16 protein-coding genes are annotated in these 18,216 nt (G+C 28.6%); 9 read left to right on the top strand and 7 right to left on the bottom strand.

The window, feature by feature from the left end; all coding sequences use genetic code 11:
- Positions 1–150: 150 nt before the first annotated feature.
- A complete protein-coding gene (locus B5E79_RS05705; RefSeq protein ID WP_087297280.1) occupies positions 151–519 on the top strand; it encodes a hypothetical protein in 369 nt (122 codons plus the stop codon).
- A gap of 43 nt (positions 520–562) precedes the next feature.
- Here B5E79_RS05705 and B5E79_RS05700 read toward each other — a convergent pair whose 3' ends face one another.
- The 7 genes from B5E79_RS05700 to rpmH form a co-directional block, all read right to left on the bottom strand.
- A complete protein-coding gene (locus B5E79_RS05700; protein WP_087297279.1) occupies positions 563–1,993 on the bottom strand; it encodes a glycoside hydrolase family 1 protein in 1,431 nt (476 codons plus the stop codon).
- A gap of 19 nt (positions 1,994–2,012) precedes the next feature.
- The gene (locus tag B5E79_RS05695) at positions 2,013–3,599 is read right to left on the bottom strand and encodes a PTS transporter subunit EIIC (RefSeq protein WP_087297278.1); all 1,587 of its coding nucleotides are present in this window, start codon (positions 3,597–3,599) and stop codon (positions 2,013–2,015) included.
- A 77-nt stretch (positions 3,600–3,676) separates the two neighbouring features.
- Positions 3,677–5,635, bottom strand: coding sequence for a BglG family transcription antiterminator (locus tag B5E79_RS05690; protein ID WP_087297277.1), 1,959 nt, complete (start codon positions 5,633–5,635; stop codon positions 3,677–3,679).
- 119 nt (positions 5,636–5,754) lie between these two features.
- Positions 5,755–6,357, bottom strand: a complete 603-nt coding sequence (locus B5E79_RS05685; protein ID WP_087297276.1) for a Jag family protein — start codon at positions 6,355–6,357, stop codon at positions 5,755–5,757.
- A gap of 15 nt (positions 6,358–6,372) precedes the next feature.
- Positions 6,373–7,236, bottom strand: a complete 864-nt coding sequence (locus B5E79_RS05680) for a YidC/Oxa1 family membrane protein insertase (RefSeq protein ID WP_087297275.1) — start codon at positions 7,234–7,236, stop codon at positions 6,373–6,375.
- A gap of 2 nt (positions 7,237–7,238) precedes the next feature.
- Positions 7,239–7,574: a ribonuclease P protein component gene (rnpA, locus tag B5E79_RS05675; RefSeq protein ID WP_087245087.1), complete on the bottom strand. Its 336-nt coding sequence runs from the start codon at positions 7,572–7,574 to the stop codon at positions 7,239–7,241.
- Positions 7,575–7,613: 39 nt separating this feature from the next.
- Positions 7,614–7,748, bottom strand: a complete 135-nt coding sequence (rpmH, locus tag B5E79_RS05670; protein ID WP_003535525.1) for a 50S ribosomal protein L34 — start codon at positions 7,746–7,748, stop codon at positions 7,614–7,616.
- Between the two features lie 510 nt (positions 7,749–8,258).
- Between rpmH and dnaA the strand changes: the two genes are divergently transcribed.
- The 8 genes from dnaA to B5E79_RS05635 all read left to right on the top strand — a co-directional run bounded on the left by dnaA (position 8,259) and on the right by B5E79_RS05635 (position 18,200).
- Positions 8,259–9,602, top strand: coding sequence for a chromosomal replication initiator protein DnaA (gene dnaA, locus B5E79_RS05665; protein WP_087245086.1), 1,344 nt, complete (start codon positions 8,259–8,261; stop codon positions 9,600–9,602).
- Positions 9,603–9,749: 147 nt separating this feature from the next.
- Positions 9,750–10,853, top strand: coding sequence for a DNA polymerase III subunit beta (gene dnaN / locus B5E79_RS05660; RefSeq protein WP_087245085.1), 1,104 nt, complete (start codon positions 9,750–9,752; stop codon positions 10,851–10,853).
- A 51-nt stretch (positions 10,854–10,904) separates the two neighbouring features.
- Positions 10,905–11,033, top strand: a complete 129-nt coding sequence (locus tag B5E79_RS13905) for a hypothetical protein (protein WP_255376343.1) — start codon at positions 10,905–10,907, stop codon at positions 11,031–11,033.
- 224 nt (positions 11,034–11,257) lie between these two features.
- Positions 11,258–11,476, top strand: a complete 219-nt coding sequence (yaaA, locus tag B5E79_RS05655) for a S4 domain-containing protein YaaA (RefSeq protein WP_087245096.1) — start codon at positions 11,258–11,260, stop codon at positions 11,474–11,476.
- The gene (recF, locus tag B5E79_RS05650) at positions 11,463–12,572 is read left to right on the top strand and encodes a DNA replication/repair protein RecF (RefSeq protein WP_087245080.1); all 1,110 of its coding nucleotides are present in this window, start codon (positions 11,463–11,465) and stop codon (positions 12,570–12,572) included. The genes yaaA and recF overlap by 14 nt, the downstream gene beginning before the upstream one ends.
- The gene (gene gyrB, locus B5E79_RS05645; protein WP_087297274.1) at positions 12,559–14,484 is read left to right on the top strand and encodes a DNA topoisomerase (ATP-hydrolyzing) subunit B; all 1,926 of its coding nucleotides are present in this window, start codon (positions 12,559–12,561) and stop codon (positions 14,482–14,484) included. Before recF ends, gyrB begins: the two co-directional genes overlap by 14 nt.
- Positions 14,485–14,499: 15 nt before the next feature.
- The gene (gene gyrA / locus B5E79_RS05640) at positions 14,500–16,959 is read left to right on the top strand and encodes a DNA gyrase subunit A (protein WP_087245078.1); all 2,460 of its coding nucleotides are present in this window, start codon (positions 14,500–14,502) and stop codon (positions 16,957–16,959) included.
- A 41-nt stretch (positions 16,960–17,000) separates the two neighbouring features.
- Entirely contained in the window at positions 17,001–18,200 is a 1,200-nt protein-coding gene (locus B5E79_RS05635; protein WP_143746766.1) for an immunoglobulin-like domain-containing protein, read from the top strand.
- Positions 18,201–18,216: the final 16 nt, after the last annotated feature.

Raw genomic sequence — 18,216 nt, 5'->3', positions numbered from 1 at the left:
ATAACTTAAATTAATGTAAGAAATTAATTAGGATTTTTTTTGTTAATATTCTAGCAAAATGATATAATATGAAATAATTATAAAAATTAAATATATTTGTATTTATAATATAAACTTATACTAATAAACTATATATTAAGGAGATGAACAATGGATATAAATCAATTTTGGGATGCTATATTAAAACAAAAAGCAAAAAAGATAAAAACTTATTTTCATAAAGATGCCTATATTAACTGGCATTGTACGAATGAACATTTTACAGTTGATGAATTTATTCAAGCAAATTGTGAGTATCCTGGCAAATGGGATGGAAATATTGAACGAATCGAATATGTTAATGATTTAATTATTGCTGTAGTTAATGTATTTTCAATAGATCATCAATTATCTTTTCACGTTGTTTCTTTTATTAAAACAAAGAATGATCAAATTATTTCTATTGATGAATACTGGGGAGATGATGGTATAGCTCCAATATGGAGATTAGATAAAAATATAGGAAACCCTATTATATAATTTAAAAAACTCTATCAATGAAATTTCTCATTGATAGAGTCTTTTATAAATCCTCACCTTGTGTTTCAATGATATGTTTATACCAATAGAAACTATCCTTTTTATATCTTGATAAATCTCCACTTCCATCGTCATGTTTATCAACATAGATGAATCCATAACGCTTTTTCATTTCTCCTGTCGTTGCTGATACTAAGTCAATAGGACCCCACATTAAATATCCAATACATTCTACATGATCTTCTAAAATTGCTTTTTTCATTTCACTCAGATGTTTTTGAAGATACTCAATTCGATAATCATCATGAATTATTCCATTTTCCATATTATCTACAGCACCTATTCCATTTTCTGTAATCATAATTGGAATTTCATATTTTCGATATGTATAGTTAAGAAGATATCTTAATCCTATAGGATCAATTGCCCATCCCCATTTACTTTGTTTTAAAAATGGATTTTGTACACCACCAAATAATTTTTCATCATCTTCATTATCTTCACCAGTTTTAGCAACACCTGTTTGATAGTAATTCATACCAATAAAATCTATTCTACCTTCAGCAAATGCTTTAGAATCCTCTTCGCTTATTTCTAAATGAATACCAAAATCATCATATTCTTTCAGTTTATATAATGGAAATTTTCCATTACACATAGCATCTATTTGATAATAATCTCTATCCATTTCTTTAAATGCATTCATAATATTTACAGGATTACAATCCCTTGGATATATTGGATGAATACCAAAAACACATCCAACAATATTATTTTTATCAATTTTTCTAATTAATTTAGCTGCTTTAACGCCTGCTAATGTCATGTTATACCCTATAATAGCTAATGCTTTCTTTTTATCACCTGGAAGTTCTTTATAAGTTAAACCAGAAAGCATATATACAAAGAAATCAGATGCTTCTGTTTGTGGATCAATATGATTCATTTCATTAAAAGTTACCCAATATTTAACCAATCCTTTATATTCAGTAACTACAGTTTTTACATATTTTAAATAAAAATCAATTAAATCTCGATTTAACCATGAGTTATATTTTCTAACTAAATGAATAGGCATCTCAAAATGAAATAAAGTTACAATTGGTTCAATATGATACTTAATCAATGTTTGAATAATATCTTTATAATAGTTTAAACCTTCTTGGTTTGGCTTATCTTCATCACCTTTGGGATAGATTCGTGACCAATCTATTGAAATACGCAATGCTGTAAAACCCATTTGAGCAAACAAAGCAATATCTTCTTTATAATGATGATAAAAATCTATAGCTTCATGTGAAGGATATAAAATTCCTTCTTCGATTTTTTTTGTAAATCTTCTTGCTATTTCATAGCTTCCTGAAGTACAGTAGTCCATTATACCTGGACCTTTTCCTCCTTCTTGCCAAGCACCTTCGCATTGATGAGCTGCTATACTTCCTCCCCAATAAAATTCTTTGGGAAATTTATTCATACTTTCTTTCTCCTTTATTTTAAATAGTTTGATCTGTTAATTCTTTTGAATCACTTAATTCTTTTTCATATTGTTGTTTATCTGCCATTCTAAAAAATGGATAATAAACAATTATTGAAATAATCACTACTAAAAATGCCCAAATTGTTGTAGAAATAGCTCCACTTGTCATGAAAAAGCCAATTAATATTGGTGGAATTGTCCAAGGGACCATACCAATTGTTGGCATTGCTATAATACCTGCTTCCATTAATAATACTGTAGATATTGCTAATACACCTGGCAAAATAACGAATGGAATAAAGAAAATAGGATTGAAACAAATTGGAGTACCAAAAATAACCGGTTCATTAATGTTAAAAATACCTGGAGCAAGTGACATTCTACCTAAAGTTTTAAAGTATTTACTTTTAGCAATAAATGACATCAATAAGACCAAACCGATTGTAACACCTGTTCCTCCGCCCCAAATCATTGTATCTACACCATAAGTTGCAGCATAAATTGGAGCTTGTCCTGCTGCAACAGCAGCTTCATTGGCTGCTCCATTAGCAAGAATAAATGGTAATGCAACATTACATACAACTGCAGAATTAATACCACAGAAGAATACAAATCCACATAACATATGATAAATTCCGTATCCCCAAGGAGTAGAAATAGCAGATGATAATGGTGACATTAAAGTTTGAACTTGAGTGTTTACATCAAATCCTAAAACAACTGAAATGAATGTCCATAATCCTAAAATAACTACAGCTGGTAATAAAGATGAAAAAGAATCACTAACTGCAGGTGGGACACCTTCAGGCATTCTAATAACGATATTTTTTTCTTCAAAAAGCCATAAAATATAAACTGTTGTAAATCCTACTGCAATAGCAGTTAATAAACCTGTAGATCCAAAACCTGCAACATCTATACCTGTTTTAACATCATATTGTGTAATAAGAAATGCAGAAATAGAAGTTACTAATGTAGGAAAAGGTTTTGTACCTAATATATCTGATGCATAAAATCCCATAGATGCTGAAATAAATAATGCCATTACTCCCGTAGTACAACTTGAAATAGTATTAAAGAAATTATTTGCTGGTGCTAAAAAATTTGCAACCGGTTCATAAGGAATATTAGCTAATAATGTTGCAATACTTCCAATAATCAATAATGCCATTGAAGCTGTCATTGCGTTACGAATAATAGTTAATACTTTGTTTGAACCAAATTTAACTGCAATAGGCATCAATTTTGATTCAATAATTCTTGTAAATGAATCCATTTTCATTTCCTCCTGTTCAATCTGTTCAATTTTAGTTAAAAGTTTTAGGAGAATTGTTTCTCCATTCATTTGTCCGTAGTCTTCTCGGCCGATTAGAAAAACACGAACTCCATAAGGTCGAGCAATTTTTTTTAATCTTTCAAATTCATAAACTAGAGCTGGTGCAATTAGTATTACATCTACTTTACTTACATATAGTGGTACTTGACTTCCACTTGTCGCAGCTATTACGACGTCTAAATTATGTTTTTGAGCTGCCTTCCTCATATTTTTTACTATAATACTTGATGACATCCCTGCTGAACAACATAATAGAATTTTTTTCATTGCCTCTACCTACCTTTATTTTACTTATTTTCTAATAAACTTAAATTGAATCAATTTCACCTTCAAAGAGGAATTTATTAATCAAATAAAATATCTATATTATTATTTTCCTGTTCTTTAGCTGTTTTTCTTAAAATATTCTTTAAATAATCTAATGATGGATTTTTTTCTAATTCTAATAAAGATTTTTTATCATAAACTAATGCTGATAATGTTTCATGAAATAACCCTAAAGCTTCTTTTGAATCTTTTTGAATTGACAATAAAAATATATATTTAATATATTGTCTTTTCCATTTCACAGGTTTCTTTAATATACCCACAGCAACAAAAGTTGAATCCGTCAATGGTTTCATAGGATGAGGTAAAGCAATAGCATTACCAAACTCAGTAACTGAATATTTTTCTCTTTTCATAACTTCTTTTTCAAACTGTTCTGGAACATTTTTAACTTCAGAAATTCTTAAACACATTTCATGAATTAATTCTTTACTATTCTTTCCTTTCAAATCTAAGAAAAATAAATCATCTGAAAAATATTGATCTATAAATGACATGGTTTCACATTGTTGTTGAAAAGCATCACTTAATAAAAGTATATCTTGATCATCTAAAAAATATTGTACATGAATACTAGGTATCTGTGTTTGAAATGGAATAGGTACAGTCGTTAAAATAAAGTCATAAACCATTTGATCAATATTAGGTAACTCATATAATTCAGTTATATAAATACTTTGAATATAATCTTTAAATTTCTGTCTGATTTTATATAACAAAATCTGTGAACTTCCCATACCACTAGCACATATAATAATAATATTTTTCTTTGGACCTTGTTTTTGATATCTTTCTATAGCTAATTGAAAATGTAATGCAATATAACCCATTTCATTTTCATTCATTTCTACATGATATATCTGATGAATAATATTGGCTGTTAAAATACTCATTTCAAAAGCTAAAGAATTTTCTATTTTAATTTGTTCTAATAATGGATTTTGAATAACCATCTGATATTTTAATCTATTCATCATAGGTAAAATATGTAATGTCAATGATGTCTTTAAATCCATATCCATAGTAAAATCCATATGATATTTATCAACAATTTCTTTAAATATTCTTTCTAATAAATCTTCATATTCTTGATTAACAATTAAATGATTTGTATTATATTGAACTGCTTTTTTTCCTGATAAATGTAAAGCAATATAATAAATCTCAATTTTTGGAAAACAAATATGAAACTCATCTTCTATTTTTTGACATAAGATTTTTGCAATACTGTATTCTCGACTTTGAATAATATGTTCATCGTATTCATAAGGTGTATTTGACTGTACTTCTTGTAAACGTATTAAAGCAATCATAATATGAATAACAAGATTTTGAAATCCCATATCTGTTAATTTAAATTTTTCTTCTAACATTGTATCGTATAAAAGATTTGAAATAATTTCTTGTTGTTTAGAAGCTTTTGCTTTTTGAAGATAACTTTCATCACCACCATGAATATGAAAAAAATATTGTGAAATACAGGAACGTTTATGAAATTCACTTCCTTTTATTTTTAAACCATATGCAGGCTTTGTTTCTAAATCTAAATGAAAATATTTTAATTTTTCTCTTACTTCTTTTAAATCATGACTTAATGTAGAACGACTGACAAAAATCATATCACATATATCCTCTATTTTGATATAATCATCTTGTGTTAAAAACATCTTTATAAGATAATCAATTCTTTCTTCAGGATATATAGGTATTAACATTTGATTTTGTGATTCATTTTTCATCAGTTCTTCAATATATTGAAAATATTCTTCTTCATTATATATTTTTAATGAGTATCCTACTGCATGCTTGGATATAATTTCTAATCCATGCTTTTTTAGTTCTTGACGATATTCTTTAATATCATTTCTAAGCGTTCTTACTGTAACACCAAGTTCTTCACATAACTCCTGTCCTTTGACTGGATGCTGACTTTGACTTAATATTTTAATAATTTTAATTAATCTTTTATTATCCATATTCTCACCAATATCATTATACTATAAATATAATCAATCATTTCATTCCAATTTTTTCCTCTTTTAAAGAGGAAATGAATAAAAAACATCAACTATCATAAAATAGTTGATGCCTCGTACTAATCTACATATGAAATTGTCGTAAATCTTCCTTTTCCTTCTCCCTGACTTTCAGTTTTTAAATGTGGACCCATTTCAGAAATTGTTTGATGAATCACTTTTCTTTCATCAGCAGGTAAAGGATCAAGTTTCACATCTATCTTTGTACGTAAGACTTGTTTACCAAGTCTTTTTGCCATAGCTGAAACTTTTCTATATCTATTTTCTTTATATCCATTAATATCTAAGCTAATTTCAAATCTTTTCTTAAATTCATTTTGTACAGCTTGTCTTGCGATAAAATTAAATGCTCTTAGAATAACCCCATTTTTACCAATTAAAATAGAATTATTATCTGTATTAATATTACAATAAATACGTCCATCTTGAGTATATGAAACAGTTTCTACTTGAAATTCCATATTTGTAAGTGTCTTTCTTACAAAGTTTTCTAAATATTCCTGAACCATACTCTGACAATAACATTCAATCACAACTTTTTTAGAAAATAATCCCTTTTTTTCTTCAATAATTTCATATGTCAATTCATCAGGAGTAATTCCTAAATCTTGGCAAGCATGTTGAATCACATCATCTAATGTTTTTCCTTCATATGTCTTCATAGTTTTGCCCAGTCCTTATTTATCTTTTTTCTTTTCAATGTGATATAGTTGAATATAAACTGTTCTTGCAATTGTAATTAAACTTGTTGTAATCCAGTATAATGACATTGCTGTTGGCATTGATACTGCAAACCATACAATCATAACAGTCATGACAATATTCATTGTTTTCATTGATTGTTGTTGTTTTGAAACCTTATATCTTGGATTTCTCTTTAACATAATATTATTGATTTCAATCGCAAAATATTGTGTTAAACCAACCAATGCTACAATAACGATATAAGCCCATTCTCCTTCTGTAATGACTGATATTGGCGTAATTCCTAAATTTAATCCAAATAATGTTGAAGTATACAATATTTCAACTCTTTGCACTGCCTGCCAAACTGCAAGCATGATTGGTAATGTCAAGAACGTTGAAAAACTGCTTAACATGCTGATATTATGCTTTTTATATAAAGCTTGAATTTCAGCAGTTTGACGCATTTGTGATGCCTGATCTTTTCTACCAGCATATTTTCTTTGAATTCTTTCCATTTCTGGTTGAATTAATTGCATTTTTTGTGTTGACTCTGTTGATTTAATCATGATAGGTAAAATCAGAATATTGATGAAAATTGTCATTCCCACAACACCCCAAGCAACATTACCTAACATATTACTGATAAATAAAATACCTCTCGCAATTGGATAAGTTAAAATAAAATCAAAAAAACCTAAATCCTTTAAACTCCAAGGAGTTGACTCATTAATAGCACGTGATGCAATCAGTTGTCCATTTTGATCAAGATTACTTGTACATCCAACTAATACGAAGACCACAGCTACTAAAGCAAATGCTTTTAAAAATTTCTTTGTACGTTGATCTAAATACATTGTTACTTTTCCATCCTTCTATTTATTTTATTATATAGAGATACAAGGCTTTCTAAATTATCATGATAATTCTGATTTAAAAACTGATATCTCACTATAATAATAAAATCCATCTTTTGATTGTTATCAAAAACCTGCTGAACCATCATTCTGACTTGTCTTTTTATTCTATTTCGAACAACAGCATGACCTAATTTTTTACTTACTGAGATTCCCACTCTTAAATGATCTTTGTTTTGATCAAAATAAATGACAAACTGTCTGTTTGCTATTGATTTTTTCTTTTTAATGATGGATTGGAAATCTTCATTCTTCTTAATTCGATACTCTTTTTTCATATTTTTTTAGAAAAAAAACCACATTAAAGTGGAATTTTTTTAGGCAGATAAAACTTTTCTTCCTCTCTTACGGCGACGAGCAAGTACTTTTCTTCCGCCTACTGTTGCCATTCTAGCTCTAAAACCATGAGTTTTTGATCTTTTTCTCTTATTTGGTTGATATGTTCTTTTCATTGATTACACCTCCAAAATAATAAATTTTTTATACACAATAACATATGCCCCATTATTATATGGGTTTTGCTTTTATAAGTCAATGAAAATATAGAAAATTATTTGATTATTCAAGCATTTTCTTTCCTGATAAAGTTCTATTTACTTTCATTTGTGCATATCATTTATCAGGAGTATTTACGTCTATTCACAACTTATGCACAAACGCTTAAAAGTTATTCACAATTGTGCATAACTCTACATTTATTCACTTATATCGTCATTTTTCTTGTGCATTATTTGTTGCTTTTTATGTGAATTAAAAAAATAAAATCATTTTGTGCACAATTATGCACATAGCATAACTTTTTATTCACAATTTCGATATCATGAAATTTGTGTAAAACTAAAAAAAGCCCGTCAATTCAATATAATTTGATGTGCATAACTATGTGAATAACTTGTGCATATTTTTTTTCATCTTCTATTTATTCACTTTTTCCTTTATAATGTGTCTTGGAGATGGTGAAAATGAACAATTTAGATATGAACTGGCAAAAAACTTTAAGTTTATTCCAAGGAAAACTTGATGATTATGGATTAGATAAAATTACTTTTGATTCTTTTTTCACTACCTTAGAAATCAAAGACATTGTAGGAAGTGTCGTGACAATCACCATTGATACAAAATGGAGCTTAGATGTTGTAGAACCTTATTTAACGCATTTACAGGAAATCTACAATACTGTCACAAATGGACACTATCAGCTACATTTAATGACTGAAGAAGATTTTAAACAAAGTCATGCAAAACAAGAACATTTATTACATTTTGATGATCACTTAAATCCTGATTTGACTTTTGATAATTTCGTTATTGGAAACAGTAATAGAATTGCTCAAAATGCATCTTTAGCGGTTGCTATGAAACCTGGTATTTCTTATAGTCCATTATTTATTCATAGTAATTCAGGATTAGGAAAAACACATTTATTAAATGCTATTGGAAATTATGCTAAAAAACGTGATCCATCTATAAATGTTTTATTTACAACAAGTGAGAACTTTGTGAATGAATATATTCAATCATTAGCTAACCATGCAATGGATGAATTTAACTATAAATATCGTCAAATGGATATATTATTAATAGATGATATTCAATTCATGGCTACAAAAGAATCATCAAGTGAGATCTTTTTCAACATTTTTAATACTTTAATTAGTAATAAAAAACAGATTGTCATTACTTCAGATAAACCGCCACGTGATCTAAAGGGAATGGAAAGTCGATTAGTCAGTCGATTTTCATCTGGTTTAACAGTAAGTATTGATACACCTGAATTTGAAACGGCTAAAGCCATTTTAAGAAAGAAAATAGAAATTGAAAATGTTGATTATCCAATAACGGAAGAAGTTTTAGACTTTATTGCCACTCATTTTAATACTGATGTCAGAGAACTAGAAGGAAGTTTAAAAAGATTATTATTTTATAAGCTCATATGTGGTAAAAAATTAGATATTATTGACTTGAATTTTGCCTTAGAAGCCTTTAGTGATTCTTATAGTCAGCCAACACAGAAAAAAGAATTAACTGTTTCAAATATAAAGAAATGTGTTGCTGATTATTATAATTTAACAGTTGCTCAAATTAATTCTAAATCAAGAACATCTAGTATTATTGTCGCAAGACATATTGCCATGTATTTAGTCAGAGAACTCATTGAAGATATTTCATTCATTCAAATTGGTCATGAATTTGGTGGAAGAGATCATTCAACTGTCATGAAAGCTTGTCATAAAGTTCAACAGAAATTAGAAAAAGATATGAATTATCGTCAAGCTATTCAAGATATTAAAAAGAAACTTGTGTAAAAGTTATGCACACTTATCCACAACTTATGCACATCATAAAAATAAAAAAACAATGAATAAAACGTCACTTTTTTTCACTTATGCATATTGTGCACAATATTATTATTATGTTATTATTTAAATAATAAAATATAAAGGAGATCATTTATGAATTTTAAGATTAAAAGATTGGAATTATTGAATGCTCTAACTAAAGTTTCAAGAGCTGTTTCTATAAAAAGTCCATTACCTGTTTTAACTGGTATTAAATTTGATTTAAAAGAAGATGAACTTATTTTAACTGGTAGTGATAGTGATATTACAATTCAAACAAGTATTCAAGATCATATTGATATTATTGAACCTGGTAGTGTTGTTTTATCATCTAAATATATATTAGAAATTATTAAAAAAATTGATTCTGAAGATGTACATATTTTTATTGTAGATGGAACACTTACAAGAATTGAAGGAGCTAACTCTCGTTTTGATTTAAATGGAACATCTTATATTGATTATCCTCGTATTGATTTAAATAAAACAGGTGTTAATTTACAGATGAAATCTATTGATTTAAAAGAAGCCATTGAACAAACTTCATTTGCGACAAGTGAAAAAGAAACAAGACCTGTTTTAACAGGAGTTAACTTCAAAGCTAAAGATCATGTTTTAGAATGTATTGCGACAGATAGTTATCGTTTAGCAAAACGTATTTTAAATATTGATTCTGATATTTCATTTAATATTATTATTCCTAAAAAGAGTTTAATTGAAATCAGCCGTATTATTGAAAAAGATGAACTGATTGATTTATATGTATCTGATCGTAAAGTTTTATTTGTTTTTGATCATGTTTTAATTCAAACAAGATTAATTGATGGAACTTTCCCTGATACAAGTCGTTTAATTCCTGATAGTTTTGATTACTCTATGAGTATTGATAGCACAAGTTTATTAAATTCTATTGATAGAGCATCATTACTGACAAATGAACAAACAAATATCGTTAAACTCACAATGAATCAGGATACAGTGATCTTATCTTCATTCTCTCAAGAAATTGGGTCAGTAGAAGAAAACTTATCTAGAGCTTTCTATAAAGGTGAGCCTTTAAAAATTTCATTTAGTGCCAGATATTTAACTGATGCTATTAAGAGTATTAATGGACAAAAAGTGAGAGTCTTATTTACTGGTGAAATGAAACCATTTATTATTAAAGACTTTGAAAGAGAAGATATTATTCAATTGGTTTTACCTGTGAGAACTTATTAAGCTAATCTATTCACGATTAGCTTTTTTTGTTATAATTTGAATGGTGGTATTATGGAAAAAATTTTACTGGTTGAAGATGATTTACAAATCGTTAAGCATTTAAATTCTTATTTAAGAGAAAATGGTTATCATTTAATTGTGATGATGATAGTGATGATTTTAACATTTAAATTAGGATGAAATCGTTTTAGAAAACAGAATATTATAGAAACATTAAAAGATGATATGTAGTCAAAAAGACTATATATCATTTTTTAGCTTATATTTAGCTTATAAGAGGTTTTTATATAAAAATGAGATTTATCACTTTTTTTATAAATATTGAATATAAGCCATAAAAACTATCATTTTTGATGTTTTTGTGATATAATAGTTCAGGTTATGAAAGTATGGGTGATAAATATATGAAAGAAGTTACAATTCATAGTGAGTATATTACTTTAGGACAATTACTTAAATTAGCTGATGCTGTAAGTAGTGGAGCTGAAGCTAAATTAGTCATTAGTGATGGACTGGTTCTTGTCAATGGTGAAGTAGAAACAAGACGTGGGAAAAAGCTCTATCATCAGGATATTGTTTCTTTTGATGGACAAGAATATCTAATCATTAATGAAGATTCATAGTATTCAATTAAAGAATTTTAGAAATTATATTGATTGTTCAGTAAAATTTGATCCTTTTATTAATATTTTAATTGGTCAAAATGCTCAAGGAAAAACAAACTTATTAGAAGCTATATATATTTTATCAATGTCTAAAAGTTTTAAGACAAAAGTCATAGATGAAATGATTTATTTTGATCAGGACTTTGCGAAAATTCAAGGACAGGTTATTAATAATCAAAAGACATTAAATTTAGAGATTGTTTTATCAAAGTTAGGAAAGAAAGCTTTGATTAATCATAATGAAATTAAAAAAACAAGTGATTATGTTGGTTATTTAAATGTTGTTTTATTTATTCCTGAGGATTTAATGTTAATAAAAGGGAGTCCAAAATTAAGAAGAAAATTGATTGATATGGAGTTATCTAAAATATCACCTATATATATGTATGATTTTAATAAATATCAAAGATTATTAAAAGAAAGAAATAAATATTTGAAATTATTAAATGAAAAACATTTAAAAGCTGATGATTACTTAGAGGTTTTATCTGAACAGATGGCACGATTACAAGTTCAATTATTAAAGAAAAGAATTGAATTTGTTGAATTATTAAATGAGATATCTACGAAAATGTATGATTATATTGCTTTACATCAGGAAGTATTATCAATTCAATATAAAACACATTATAAAGATATGAGTTATGAAGGTATTTTAGAAGATTATCGAAAGAATTATCAAAAAGATATTGCTTTTAAACAGACAACACATGGTATTCATAAAGATGATCTGGTGATGTGTTTAAATCAACAGGATGCTATAACTTATGCTTCACAAGGGCAACAAAGATCTATTGTTTTAGCAATCAAAATCGCTTTATTAGAATTGATTAAAAAAGAAATCGGAGAATATCCTGTTTTGTTGTTAGATGATGTTTTAAGTGAATTAGATGATACAAGAAAGACGAAGTTATTGAATTTAATTGAAGGAAAGGTTCAGACTTTTTTAACTTCAACAAATATTGATGGTATTCATCATCAGGTTATAGATAAAGCAAAGAAAATCGTCATTGAAAATGGAAATGTGAAAGGAGAAAGCTATGGAAGAAAATAATAAAGTTCAACACAGTTATAATGAATCTGATATTCAAGTCTTAGAAGGATTAGAAGCTGTTAGAAAAAGACCAGGTATGTATATTGGTTCAACGTCTTCTAGAGGTTTACATCATTTGGTATGGGAAATTGTTGATAACTCTATTGATGAAGCTTTAGCTGGATTTTGTAGTGAAATTAAAGTGATTTTAGAAGAAGGCGATGTTGTCAAGGTTATTGATAATGGACGTGGTATGCCAACAGGTGTTCATGCGAAAACTGGTAAGAGTACAGTTGAAACAATTTTAACTGTTTTACATGCTGGTGGTAAATTTGGTGGTGGAGGCTACAAAGTTTCTGGTGGTCTACACGGTGTTGGTGCCAGCGTTGTTAATGCATTGAGTGAATGGTTAGAAGTTTATGTACATAGAGATGGTCATATTTATTATCAAAGATTTGAAAAAGGTGGACAACCTGTTGAAGATTTAAAGATTATTGGTGATTGTGATGATACTGGAACAACAGTGACTTTTAAAGCTGATCCTTTGATTTTTGAAGAAACAACTGTATATGATTATGAAACATTAAATCAGAGAATCCGTGAATTGGCTTTCTTAAATAAAGGATTGAAATTAATTTTAGAAGATCATAGACAGACACCACATAAGAAAAATGAATATCACTATGAAGGTGGTATCAAAGAATACGTAGCTTATTTAAATCGTAATAAAACGCCTATTCATGAAGAAATTATTTATGTAGAAGATGAAATAGATGATATTAAAGTTGAAGTTGGTATGCAATATAATGATGGATATCAGCCAAATATCTACTCTTTCTGTAATAATATTAATACACATGAAGGAGGAACTCATGAAGAAGGTTTCCGTCTTGCTTTAACAAGAGTCATTAATAATTATGCAAAAAATAATAATTTTCTGAAAAAAGATGAAGAATCTTTAAGTGGGGACGATTGCCGTGAAGGTTTAACAGCAATTATTTCAGTGAAACATCCTGATCCTCAATATGAAGGACAGACAAAAACAAAATTAGGAAATGCTGAAGTGAGAAAAATCGCAAGTAATATCATTTCAACAGCGTTAGATAAATTTTTATTAGAAAATCCAAATACTGCACAAATTATTATCAATAAAGCCATTGTCGCAAGTCGTGCCAGAATGGCAGCTAAACGTGCCAGAGAAATGACAAGAAGAAAAACAGCTTTAGATAGTATTGCCTTGCCAGGTAAATTAGCTGACTGCTCATCTAAGGATCCTAGTGAATGTGAAGTATTCATTGTCGAAGGGGATTCTGCCGGTGGTAGTGCCAAAATGGGTAGAGATCGTAGAACTCAGGCCATTTTGCCATTACGTGGTAAGATTTTAAATGTTGAAAAATCAAGATTAGATAGAATTTTAGGGAATGCTGAAATTCGTTCGATGATTACAGCTTTTGGAACGGGTATTGGTGAAGAATTTGATATTAGTAAATTAAGATATCATAAAATTGTCATCATGACCGATGCCGATGTTGATGGTGGACATATTCGTATTTTGATGTTGACATTCTTATATCGTTTCTTAAAGCCATTAATTGAAGAAGGATATGTGTATGCTGCACAGCCACCATTATATTTATTGAAACATGGAAAAGAAGAATATTATTTATATTCTGATTATGAATTGGAAAAGAAAAAAGAAGAACTTGGTGAAAATGCCAAAATTTCTATTCAGCGTTATAAAGGTTTAGGAGAAATGAATGCTGAACAGTTATGGGATACAACAATGAACCCAGAACATCGTGTTTTATGGCAAATTGATTTGGATGATGCGATGCAGGCTGATGCTATGTTTGATATGCTGATGGGTGAAAAAGTTGAACCAAGACGTGAATTTATTCAAGAAAATGCACAAATGGCAGAATTAGACTTATAGTAAAGGAGAGAAAAAATGGAAGAACGTGGAATTAAGAAAAGATCATTAACAAAAGAAATGAAACAATCCTTTATCAATTATGCCATGTCAGTTATTGTTCAAAGAGCTTTACCAGATGTGAGAGATGGATTAAAGCCTGTTCAAAGAAGAATTGTGCATGGAATGAATGAACTTGGATGTTATAGTGATAAACCATATAAGAAATCAGCGCGTATTGTTGGGGAAGTTATGGGGAAATACCATCCTCATGGTGACTCTTCAATCTATGAAGCTTTAGTTCGTATGGCACAGGATTTCAGTTATCGTTATATGTTAGTAGACGGTCATGGAAACTTTGGTTCTATTGATGGTGATGGCGCTGCGGCACAACGTTATACTGAAGCCAGAATGTCTAAGATTTCTATGGAAATGGTGAGAGATATTAATAAAGATACAGTTAATTTTATTCCTAACTATGATGGTGAAGAATCAGAACCAGAAGTTATGCCATCACGTTTCCCTAACTTATTAGTCAATGGGACAACAGGAATTGCGGTTGGTATGGCTACAAATATTCCACCTCATAATTTAGGTGAAGTCATTGATGCCATATTGGCTGTTTCTCATAATCCTGATATTACGATTCTAGAATTAATGGAAAATTATATTCAGGGACCTGATTTTCCAACAGGAGCTTATATTTTAGGTAAATCAGCGATTAAAAAAGCTTATGAAACTGGTAATGGCTTAATTGTCATGAGAGCGAAAACGGATATTATTGATATTCATGGTGGTAAAAAAGCTATTGTTGTTACTGAAATACCATATATGGTCAATAAAGCTCGTTTAATTGAAAAAATGGCTGAACATGTTAAAGAAAAACGTATTGAAGGTATTACAGAAATACGTGATGAATCTAACCGTGAAGGTATTCGTATTATGATTGAACTTCGTAAAGATGTTCAACCAGAAGTTATTTTAAATCAGTTATTTAAATTAACAGCTTTACAGACAACATTTGGTGTCAATTCTATTGCTTTAGTAAATAATCAACCTCAAACTTTAAATTTAAAACAAATGATTACTTACTATCTTGATCATCAAGAAGAAGTGATTAGAAGAAGAACAGCTTATGATTTAAAGAAAGCTGAAGATCGTGCTCATATTTTAGATGGTTTAAAAAGAGCATTAGATCAGATTGATGCTATTATTGAACTCATTCGTTCATCACGAACAACAGAAATTATTCAACAGAGATTGATGGATGAATTTGATATGTCTGATCGACAAGCAAAAGCAATCAGAGAAATGCAGCTTCAAAGATTAGCTGGTTTGGAAAGAGAAAAGATTGAAAATGAATTAAATCAATTATTAGAATTGATTGCTGATTTAAAAGATATTCTTGCAAAAAGAGAAAGAATATTAGAAATTATTGAAAAAGAATTATTAGAAATTAAAGCTAAATTTGCTGATAAGAGAAGAACTGAAATTATTCAAGGAACATTTGATTTAGAAGATGAAGATTTAATTCCAGTCGAAGATGTTATTATTTCCTTAACTTCTAATGGATATGTCAAACGTATGCCTGTTGATACTTATAAAACACAAAATAGAGGTGGTAGAGGTATCAAAGGTATGGGAACCAATGAGGATGATATTGTGGATGCTCTTATTCATATGAGTACTCATGATGATTTATTATTCTTTACAAACTTTGGTAAAGTCTATCGTTTAAAAGGATATAATATTCCTGAATTTGGTAGAACTGCTAAAGGATTACCTGTTGTTAATTTATTAAATCTAGATAAAGATGAAAGTGTTAAATCTATGATTTCTATTGATAAAGATGATATTGATGAAGATAAGAATCTATATCTATTCTTTGTGACATTAAATGGTTTAGTTAAGAAAACTTCTATTGAAGAATTTAAAAATATTAGACAGTCTGGTAAGATTGCGATTAATTTAAAAGATGAAGATCAGTTGGTTGCTGTGAAATTAACAAAAGAAAATGAAGAAATTCTCGTTGCAGCATCTAATGGAAAATTAATTAGATTTAATGAAAATGATGTCAGACCAATGGGTAGAACAGCATCAGGTGTCAGAGGTATTAATGTAGATGGTAGTCATGTTGTGGGTATGACAACAAATGGAGAAGGACAATATATTATGGCTATAAGTGAAAATGGTTATGGTAAGATGTCTCCAATAGAAGATTACCGTGAATCACATCGTGGTGGTAAAGGTGTAAAAACCATTAATACGACTGAAAAGACAGGACAATTGGTAGCTTTAAGAGCTGTTAATGGTGATGAAGATTTATTAATTATGACAAGTGAAGGTATTATGATTAGACTTCCAATGGAACAAGTAAAATTAGCTGGAAGAAATACTCAAGGTGTTAGATTAATTAAAGTTGCTGAAGGATCAATTGTTTCAAGTGTAGAAGTTGTTGATAAATCTGAAGAAGAAACTGAAGATAATGAAGAAGAATAGTATGTTGTAGGACATACTATTCTCTTATGGGGAAGGAAAAAATGAGAAAACTCAATAAAAAACATGTTATGATAACATTCATTCCTATCATTGTTATGATTGTTTTGATTTTTTGGTTTGTGTTTAGAAAAACAGAAACATTAGAATTAATAGGAAATGAAAAAGAAGTTTTCATGCTAAATTCTATTTATGAAGAAAAGGGAACAAATCTTGAAGATGTAGAAATGATTGGGAATATTGATACATCTCAAGAAGGACAATATGAAATTAAATATCAATACAAAAATCAGACTGTTAAACGTCTTGTTGAAGTCTTAAATAATAAACAAATCGTTATGAATTTAAATGGATCTCAGGATACTTATGTTTTAAAAGGACAGAAGTATATAGAATCAGGATGTCATGTTATTGATCAAAATGAAGGTAATCTGACTGATCAAGTTAAAATCACAGGAAAAGTTGATACTCAAAAGGTTGGCGATTATGAGATTATATATTCTGTTCAAAATAAAGAAGGTATCTATTGTTCTAAGAAAAGAATCGTACATGTTGTCAAAGAATTTGAAAAAAATAGTCATGGGATACCTGTTTTAATGTATCATTATGTCTATACTCCAGATGATTTACCAAAAACGATAAATACAAATTATATTCTTGATTCAAAATTAGAAGAACAATTAAAATACTTAAAAGAACAAGATTTTTATTTTCCATCATATCAGGAATTATCAGCTTATATAAAAGGTGAAATTGATTTGCCAAAGAAAAGTGTTATTTTAACCTTTGATGATGGACAAAAAGGATTTTTAAAGTATGGTATTCCATTATTAGAAAAATATCAGATTCCAGCAACTTCGTTTATTATTGCATCCCAAAATGGAAAAGAAAAAGTAAAAAAATATGCCAGTGAGTATATTACTTTTCAATCTCATTCGTATGATATGCATAAAGGTGGAGGAAATATTGGACATGGTGGTATTATCAGTGCTTTAAATATGGAACAAATTAAAGAAGATTTATTAAAGGCTCAAAATATTGTTGAAAATACAGAAGCTTTTGCTTATCCATATGGAGATGTCACAGTACAAGGACAACAAGCTATTCAAGAAGCTGAAATTTTATGTGCTTTTACAACAGAGTATGGAAAAGTAAAAAAAGGTCAGGATCCAACAAAATTACCACGAGTACGTGTACTTGGTGAATCATCATTGCAATCATATATAGCATCATTAGGAATGTAAAAAAGATTTCTACTTC

This window comes from Massilimicrobiota sp. An134, assembly GCF_002160815.1.
Lineage (GTDB): Bacteria > Bacillota_I > Bacilli_A > Erysipelotrichales > Coprobacillaceae > Allocoprobacillus > Allocoprobacillus merdigallinarum.
This window is presented reverse-complemented; position numbering and strand designations above follow the sequence as displayed.

Excerpts from the sequence above, each read along its gene's own strand:
- B5E79_RS05695 (WP_087297278.1), bottom strand. The coding sequence starts at position 3,599 with ATGAAAAAAATTCTATTATGTTGTTCAGCAGGGATGTCATCAAGTATT.
- dnaA (WP_087245086.1), top strand. The coding sequence starts at position 8,259 with ATGAACAATTTAGATATGAACTGGCAAAAAACTTTAAGTTTATTCCAA.
- B5E79_RS05635 (WP_143746766.1), top strand. The coding sequence starts at position 17,001 with ATGAGAAAACTCAATAAAAAACATGTTATGATAACATTCATTCCTATC.
- dnaN (WP_087245085.1), top strand. The coding sequence starts at position 9,750 with ATGAATTTTAAGATTAAAAGATTGGAATTATTGAATGCTCTAACTAAA.
- rnpA (WP_087245087.1), bottom strand. The coding sequence starts at position 7,574 with ATGAAAAAAGAGTATCGAATTAAGAAGAATGAAGATTTCCAATCCATC.
- B5E79_RS05700 (WP_087297279.1), bottom strand. The coding sequence starts at position 1,993 with ATGAATAAATTTCCCAAAGAATTTTATTGGGGAGGAAGTATAGCAGCT.
- rpmH (WP_003535525.1), bottom strand. The coding sequence starts at position 7,748 with ATGAAAAGAACATATCAACCAAATAAGAGAAAAAGATCAAAAACTCAT.
- yaaA (WP_087245096.1), top strand. The coding sequence starts at position 11,258 with ATGAAAGAAGTTACAATTCATAGTGAGTATATTACTTTAGGACAATTA.
- B5E79_RS05690 (WP_087297277.1), bottom strand. The coding sequence starts at position 5,635 with ATGGATAATAAAAGATTAATTAAAATTATTAAAATATTAAGTCAAAGT.
- B5E79_RS05685 (WP_087297276.1), bottom strand. The coding sequence starts at position 6,357 with ATGAAGACATATGAAGGAAAAACATTAGATGATGTGATTCAACATGCT.
- B5E79_RS05680 (WP_087297275.1), bottom strand. The coding sequence starts at position 7,236 with ATGTATTTAGATCAACGTACAAAGAAATTTTTAAAAGCATTTGCTTTA.
- B5E79_RS05705 (WP_087297280.1), top strand. The coding sequence starts at position 151 with ATGGATATAAATCAATTTTGGGATGCTATATTAAAACAAAAAGCAAAA.
- gyrA (WP_087245078.1), top strand. The coding sequence starts at position 14,500 with ATGGAAGAACGTGGAATTAAGAAAAGATCATTAACAAAAGAAATGAAA.
- recF (WP_087245080.1), top strand. The coding sequence starts at position 11,463 with ATGAAGATTCATAGTATTCAATTAAAGAATTTTAGAAATTATATTGAT.
- B5E79_RS13905 (WP_255376343.1), top strand. The coding sequence starts at position 10,905 with ATGGAAAAAATTTTACTGGTTGAAGATGATTTACAAATCGTTAAGCAT.
- gyrB (WP_087297274.1), top strand. The coding sequence starts at position 12,559 with ATGGAAGAAAATAATAAAGTTCAACACAGTTATAATGAATCTGATATT.